Origin of the sequence: [Clostridium] symbiosum ATCC 14940, from assembly GCF_000466485.1 — a bacterium.
In the GTDB taxonomy this organism is placed as follows: Bacteria; Bacillota; Clostridia; order Lachnospirales; family Lachnospiraceae; genus Otoolea; species Otoolea symbiosa.
On record NZ_KE992876.1, the window covers coordinates 1 to 8,918 of the forward strand.

Annotated in this window: 1 protein-coding gene; it reads left to right on the plus strand. The window is 52.4% G+C overall.

Annotation, left to right across the window (positions count from 1 at the left end; translation table 11 throughout):
• Positions 1–58: 58 nt before the first annotated feature.
• Positions 59–8,918, plus strand: an 8,860-nt coding sequence (locus CLOSYM_RS08500; protein WP_044902273.1) for a DNRLRE domain-containing protein, incomplete at its 3' end; no start/stop codon positions are given.

Consider the following 8,918-nt stretch of genomic DNA (forward strand, 5'->3'; position numbering starts at 1 on the left):
ACAACAAAAAAGCAGGGTAGTTTTTGACACTACCAATATTTACAAGGAGGAAAAAAGTATGAAAGAAAACAAAAGAAAAGTGAAAAAACGTTACCGTCAAAAGGCCAGACAATTTATCAGCGGTCTTCTTATAACCGCCATGCTGGCGCCAAACATGACGCCGATTATAGCGCAGGCGGCGGAGCTGATAGAGAATCAGCCGCGTTATGTGGACTTTACAAGGCCTCAGGCCCTGACGCTGAGGGAATTAGGGATTGAATCCGGAGTGTCCGATACCTCTGATGGTGACCGCGCAGATAGGACAGAAAATAGTGCGGAACCGGATAAAGACAGTGACACTGGAAAAGACAGTGAATCCGGTAAAAGCAGCGAGCCTGGAAAAGATAATGAAACCGGAAAGGACAGCGGAACCGGGAAGGAAGATGAGCCTGGAAGAGACAGTGAACCCGGAAAGGAAGACGAGCCTGGACAGGACAGCAGAACCGGGAAGGAAGACGAGCCTGGACAGGACAACGAAGCCGGGAAGGAAGACGAGCCTGGAAAGGACAGCGAAGCCGGGAAGGAAGACGAGCCTGGAAAGGACAGCGAAGCCGGGAAGGAAGACGAGCCTGGAAAAGACAGTGAAGCCGGGAAGGAAGACGAGCCTGCACAGGACAGCGGAGCCGGTTCGGAGAACGGAGCGGAGACAAAGCCGGGAGGTTCGGCCGATGGAGGTGATCCGGCCGATAATCCGGCGGGAGGTCCGGCCGAAGGATTACCGGAAGAGGATGCAAAAGAAGAGATACCCGGTGAGATACCGGTGACGGATGAAGGACTGCGCCTTCCTGAAGAGCTTTATCAGGAGGTGACTGAAGAGCCGTCCGGCGTGCTGGTACAGTTTTCCGATCTCTGCCGCACATACCAGACCGGGGACAGGGAATACGTAACCGTAATTGGCGGATATTCCGGCCTGTACCGTGACAAGGACGGTAAAGTACGGCCGATTGACAATACTCTGGTCAAAGGCGATTCTGCCGCTGTCGAAGCAGACGGGGAAGAAGCGACACCGTCCAACGCCTCTTTCTTGCGGAGCAAGGCTGCCTCATGGGTGGAAAATGAAGCCGGTCCTGTAAAGATACGGATTCCGCTTAAGATGAGTACCAGCCGGGGCGTTTCCATAGAGACGGAAGGCGGAAAGATTGAACTGATTCCGTCTGCCGGAAACTTTAAAGAGCCGTCGGTGGCCGGAAATGCAATCCGGTTTAATGATGTATTTGAGAATGTAGATTACCAGTATACAGTCATTGAGAATACGGTGAAAGGTGATATCTTTCTTCTGGAGAAGGGGGACAGGTATGAGTTCTCCTATAAACTCAAGATACCGGGAATGACTGCGAAGCAGGAAAAAGATAAAATTTCCATTTACGGGAAGGACACGGCGAAAGCCCTGTTTCAGTTGGACGCTCCGTTCATGGAGGATGATTCCGGCGAGAGAAGTGATAAGGTCAAACTGAAACTTTCCGGAACAAAGGGGAATTATACAGTCACCATTAAGGCAGATAAGAAGTGGCTGAATGATGAAGAGCGGTCCTATCCGGTACGCATTGATCCGGATACCTACGTTCCCTCGGATGAATTTATTTTTGCGACGATATCACAGGGACAGCCGGACACGATTTATGATTGGGACAGCCCGGCCTATGTCGGATATCTGGACGGCAGCCGGAAGAACTGCCGGGTATGTGTGATTTTTAATGAAAATAATTCAGATACCATATCAAAGCTTCTGTCGGGAGCGGAGCAGGTTCACAATGCGACCCTGAAGGTCACGACAGAGACGGATAACAGCGGCGGTCAGAATATAATCGAGCTGCATGTGCCTGTCACTCAATGGAACGGTTATATTACAAGCTGGAACACCCAGCCGGACTATAATCCAAGTTCAGACAGAGTCTGGCAGACTCCGGCGCCCGGCGCAGGGCAGACGATGGAATTTGACATCACGGATCTGGTCAACGGATGGATCACCGTGACAGAGCCGCCATTGGGACTGATGTTCCGGTCGGAAATTGAGGCGGACGGCGGCGCGTATGCCATGAAGGCGGAAGTGCTGTGCAACAGAGGGGATTCGGTTAACGGCCCCCGGCTGGAATATTCATGGACAGGCGATCTGGAAGGCGATCTTGCCAATATGAGCGTGGATGACACGACGATAGAAGTGGATCCGGCCGTAATCTACACAGATATATTCGGACGCAGCGTAACCGGCGTGATCGCCCACGGTAAGGCGCAGGCCGGTTCGGAGGTCACCTACCGGCTTCTGGAGGAAGGCGGCGGCGACGTAACGGACGCAATGGAATCACTTGTATATCCTGATTTTCGGAAGGCCGGACTGGAAGATGACTTCGATTTGTCTCCTGAATCAAACTGGCAGACGGACGGGTTTGAAGCGGAAGGCAGCCTGGAATATGACACCATTTACTATTTTGAAGCCTTTGCCACAGGAAAAGAAGTCGGAGAAGACGGTTCCGGTGAGGAGGAGCCGGACGGAGATAATACGGTTGTAGGAGCAACGGTTACATCGGATCAGTTTCTGCTTTATGAGGTGAAGGAGCATGATTTGAGTACCAGGATTGCCCGCCACTATGGCATTAATGTAGGCCAGCTTGCGCGTGATAATAAATTATATAAGGATCAATTGACTGAGAAAGATACCATTTTATTTATCAGAAACCCTAAGACGGCGGAGCCTTATAATGCGTATAAGGATATGACGCCGTTGGAAGAACTGCTTCTGCGCAACCTTCTGGCAGGCATAAATCCGAACTGCGAACTGAACCTGGAACCGGTCAATATGAATACCGGAGACTTCTTCATGCAGCAGACCGATGCATCCATGAAAGAATTGAATGGAGAATTCGGAGTCATGAGGAGCTATAACTCCACGCTCCCGGATTACCACCAGGAATTTGGCTATGGATGGACATCGGAATTCGGCGACCACCTGACTATATTAAAGGATGGAACCATTCTCTATAAGAGAAGCGATGGAAAGGGAATCCCATTTACCAGGAACGGGGATGTGTACCAGGCTCCCGACGGTTGGGATATTACTCTTGAGCCTCTTGATGCCATAGAAGTGCGAAGGGCGTCTGCATCCGAGGCAGAAGAAGAGGAGCCAAAAGAGAGGGAAGCGGGGACACGCACCGTAACCACAAAAGATCTGGATGATAAGGCACAGTTGAACCGCCGCAGGGGTGAGATCCGCTTTGGTTTCCTGAAAGCGACCTCCTCGGAGGCAGAGCGGACGCCAATCCCGGACTGCGCCGGATGGCAGCTTACGAACCAGGACGGCAGCCGCTATGTATTTGACGCGTTAGGACTTCTCCAGTACCGGGAGGATATGAAGGGACGCAGAACCTGGTACCGGTACGACGAGGATTATAAGCTTCTCCAGGCAGAGTCTCCCACAGGCAGGATACTTGATATCACAATGGATGACGCGTACCGCATCACGGACATTACGCTGCCTGACGGCAATACCCTCCGTTACGAATACGATGAGGAAGGCAATCTGATCAGCGTCACCAATCCGGAGGGAGATATACGCCGTTATGAATACGATGAGAAACACCGGATGACGGCCTGGTACGACGAGGAAGGGAACCGGGTGGTGGAAAATGAATACGACAGTGAGAACCGGATTACGGCCCAGACGGACGCAAACGGAAATACTTCGTATCTTTCCTATTCAGACGGAGCGACGGTACTGACCGACAACCGCGGTTTTGTGACCCGCTATGAGTATGACGGCAGTTACAGAACCACGAAAATCACGTATCCGGACGGAGCAGCACGTACGAAGACCTACCGTGACGGCCGCGTCGCCCAGGAGACAGACGAGGAGGGCAATACAACCTCCTATACCTATGACGCGGACGGAAATATACTGACTGTCACAAGAGCGGACGGAGCAAGGGCGGAGTATGCTTATAATGCGATGAATCTGCCGCTGGCTGCAGAAGACTTTGAGGGGAACAGAACGGTCTTTACATACGATGAAAAAGGCAATCTCCTGACGAGGACAAGCGGGGAGGGGAATACCTGGCGCTATGCCTATGATGAGCTGAGCCGTCTGGTATCCGTCACGGACGCAAACGGCCAAACGACGGAATTTTCCTACGACGGGGCGGTTGTCACGCAGATGAAGGACGCGGAAGGATACATCTGGCGCTATGATTATGACAGGATGAACCGTATGCTCTCCATGGTGGATCCGCTTGGGAACGCAGAGATCTATACCTATAACCGCAATGGATGGAAAATCAATGAGACGGCGAAGGACGGCGGGACAACTGAGTATGAATACAGCCCGGCGGGCGCCGTATTGTCCATCACCGATCCGGCGGGGGCGAAAACTGTATTTACTTACGATAAGATGTACCATATCCTGACGGGAGAAGATGCTCTTGGGCATACCCTCACCTACGGATACGATAAGAACTATAACCGGATTGTGGAGACAGATGCGAAAGGAAATGAGACATGGTACCGGTATGATGAGCGGAACCGCCGCACCGCTGTTACCGATGCAATGGGACGCGCCGTAATGCAGACGTTTAACGGCAACGGCAACCTGACATCCTCGACAGACCGGAGGGGAAATACAGTTTCCTGGAGTTATAACACGATACTGAACCTTCCGGAATCCGCCACGGACAGCCTGGGGAACAGGACCGCCTATTCCTACGATAAGAACGGGCAGACGACCGCCGTTACCTACGCAGACGGAAGCGGCATTTCATATGCCTACGACCGCGATGGCAGAGTAATCCGCATGACGGCGAAAAACGGCCTTGTCACAGAGATTACTTATGACGGCAACGGAAATATTATTGCGGTAAGCGATGACGGGACGAGAGTCTATCATTTCACCTATGACCGTAATAACCGCCTGGTTAAGACGGAAGATCCCCAGGGCGGAACTGCTGTATACACCTATGACGGGGCCGGGAACCTCAAAGGCCGGACCAACGAAGAAGGCCATGAGACAAGGTACGCCTACGATGCGGCAGGACGGCTCCAGGAGATAAAGGATGCTGTCGGAGGCGCCGTATCACTCGTTTACGATTTGAACGGTAATGTATTAAAGACAACGGACCAGAACGGACACAGCAGCAACTACCACTACGATGTCCTGGGAGAGCTTCTGGCAATCGTAAACGCAGAGGGCCATGTGACCGGCTATTCCTATGATGAACTGGGCAATCTGAAAGAAATGACAGATGCCTTAAAAGGGCAGACCGCTTATACCTACGATGAGCTGAGCCGTACGGTCAGAATGACGGATCCGATGGGGAATCCATATCTTTACGAATACGATGAGAATGGAAATCTGCTGACGGTTACCCTGCCGGACGGGGATACGGTAACCTTCACCTATGATGCTAACAACCAGGTTACGTCAAGCACTGATGAGGCCGGCGTTGTGACATCCTACGAATATGACTCCATGGGCCGTATCACCCGTGCGTCGGATACGGCAGGCAATACCATGACCTACGAGTACGATATATCCGGCAACCTGGTAAAACAGACGGATACCATCGGGCGGAGCGCGGTTTATGAATATGATCGATTTAACCGTCTGACGGCCGTTACAGGGACGGATCTTGCCACGACCCGTTATGCCTACGATACGCTGGACCGCCTGACCGGCATTACACTGGCGGACAATACCGCGGCGATCTATGAATACGATAAGACTGGCAACCTGATCAAGACCACGGAACCGGGGGAGGCTGTTTATACCTACACTTATGATGCGATCAGCCGCCTGACCGGAAAGGTGGATCCCCTCGGCGCAGCCACACGGTTTGTCTATGACCCGGCGGGCAACCTGACGGGAACCACGGATGCGGAAGGCGCAGAGAGGGCCTACACCTATGACGCCGTCAACAGGATGATAGCGGAAAGGGACGGACGCGGAAGCGTCACCGGTTACGAATACGACGAATTGTCCCGGTTGATCTCCTACACGACGCCGGAAGGAAATAAGGAGGAATACCGTTATGACGCCGTCGGCAATCTGACTAAGTCAAAGGACGCCAATGGACTGATAACCGAGTACCGGTACGATGTGACGGGCAACCTGGTAGAGAAGATATCACCGAAGGGGGCAAAAACAGGCTATACCTACGACAAACACGATGAACTTTTAAGCATCACTGATCCGGCCGGCAATGTGACCCGGTACGAGGTGGATTTAAACCGCCTGGTAACAAAGATGACGCAGAAAAACGGCGGTACCTACACATATACGTACGATCCGGTACACCGTCTGACCGGCATCACCACGCCTCTGGGACTTAAGAGGGAGTTTACCTACGATGTGGCGGACAATATCATTACCGATACAGACAGTCTTGACCGCAGCAGCAGTTATGAATACGACATTATGCACCGAATGACGAGGGCCGTGGATCCGGAAGGAGGCGTGACCGAATACGGCTACGACATCCGCGGAAACCAGAATGCAGTGACCAACGCCCTGGGATATACCTGGAACTTCCGCTATGACCTCGTTGACCAGCTTACCGCCAGCGTGGATCCGGAAGGAAAAGCGACGGAGATTGCCTACAATCTGGTCGGACGGGTTAAATCTGTCACCAGGCCGGGAGAACGGACCACCAGCTACCAGTATGATAAAAACTATAACGTGACGGGAATCGCAGATCCGAAGGGATATCTGTACCAGTCGGTATATGACTCCGATAACCGCAGAACCGGAACCGTCGATCCGCTGGGACAGACGACGGAAGCGGTCTACGATCCGGGCAGCCGTATTACTTCCGTCACCGACAAGATGGGCCTGACTGAGAAATATGAATACGATCCACACGGCAACATACTCGCCTTCACCTCCACAGATGGCCTGATTACCCGTTTTAACTATGACATTCTTGACAAGCTGGTGAAAGTGACGATGCCGAGCGGCCTGACAACACGGTATTCCTACGACGTGATGGGAAATGTAACTTCCATGACCGACACAATGAAGCGTGTTACAAAATATACCTACGATCTGGAAGGAAACATGCTTTCCCTGGTGAACGAGGAAGGGCGCAGAGAGCAGATGACCTATGATGCGGGAGGCAGAACCACTTCCTACCAGACGAACAGCGGCGACACGATACGGTATGACTACAACCGGCTGAATGCGCTTGTGGAAAAAAGCTATGAGAGCGGCGGGGAGGGAAGCGAAGCGGCAGCAGGAGACTTCCAGAACCAGGCCGTGCGCTATGGCTATGATGCGCTGGGACAGCGTGTGACCATGATGGACGCAACGGGGGAGAGCAGCTATGAGTACGACTCCCTCGGAAGGATTACGCAGGTAAAGAACGGTTCCGGACAGACGACATCTTATGCCTATGACGGAGCTGATCAGCTTGCATCCATCACGTATCCCGACGGAAAGACGGTATCCTACGAGTATGATAAGAATGATAATATAACAAAAGTAACAGGACGGGACGGCGGGGTGACCACTTACGTCTACGACGCTATCAACCGGGTTACCGAGATACACCGGCCGAACGGAGTCAGCACTTATAACAGCTTTAATGCCAGGGATCAGATTACATCAATGGTAAACAAGTGCGACGACTGCGGCTGGGTAGTGAGCCAGTACGATTACACCTATGATGACCGTGGGTTCATCGTGGGAGAGACGGCGCTGGAATCCCTCTACGCCTATGCATGGGACGACAAACACGACGGAAGGCATGAGGACGGCCGCCATGACGATAAATACCCCCACGGAAACCGCCATAACAACAAGCATGACAAAGATGCAAAAGACAATTACCAGATCGTAGAGACGAAGCGCAGCTTCCAATACGACGACGATGGGAAGCTTATCAAAGCCACCGAGAAGGAAGAACAGCAGGGAACCTATGTTTACCGCTACTCATATGACGACATGGGCAACCGGATTTCCTATTCCAAGACCCGTAACGGGACGGTGCAGGAGAGCGCCGAATACAGCTATAATGCGTCAAACCAGCTCATCCGGGCCAAACTCTACGACGGAAAGAAAAACACCACGATGCAGTATGAGTATGACGCCGACGGGAACCTGATATCCGAAATCGGGAAGAAGGGGACCGATAAGGTAGAGCTTCATTACACTTATACGGTGGAGAACCGTTTAAAAGCAGTCCACGACGCTCACGAGCTGGTAGTGGCCATGGCCTATGACGGTGACGGAAACCGGGTCTTCCAGTTAAACTACAATCTGCATACGGATGACGACTGGAAGGGAAACAGCGGAAACGGAAATGGAAACAATAAGGATAATACCGGGAACGGGAATAATGGGAACGGCAACAAAGGGAACAGCGGCAGCAAAGGGAATAACGGCAGCAACGGGAACGGCAGCCAGGGAAATAGCGGAAATGGAAACAAACAGAAAGTTTCCTCCGTATTAGGGCTGATTGGCCTGTCCGGCAGTGATGAAACGGTAGATTTAAGCGGACTTCTGCTCGGCGAACCGGACGGAACAACAGCGGCTAAAGATACGAAGCCTGACGCCGCATCTGATGAAAATGGTGAAGATACGAAGTCCGAAGTCCCGCTGCTGGAGATGCGCCCGGAACCGGTGCGTGAGCTTCTGCCGATTATACCGTACGGCAGGGACGACACAGAAACAGAGGCAGCCAGCCCGTCCGAAGCTTCCGCAAATTCCGAAAAGAAAAATGATAACGGAAATAACGGCAACAACGGAAACGGTGGGAATGGCAACCACTATGGCTGGGAAGAAGGAGAATCCGGTGGAAACAACGGAGGAAACGGGAACGGCAACAGTGGGAATGGCAACAGTGGAAATGGCAACAACGGAAATGGAGGCGGAAATACCAATAACACGGGAGGAAGCGGAA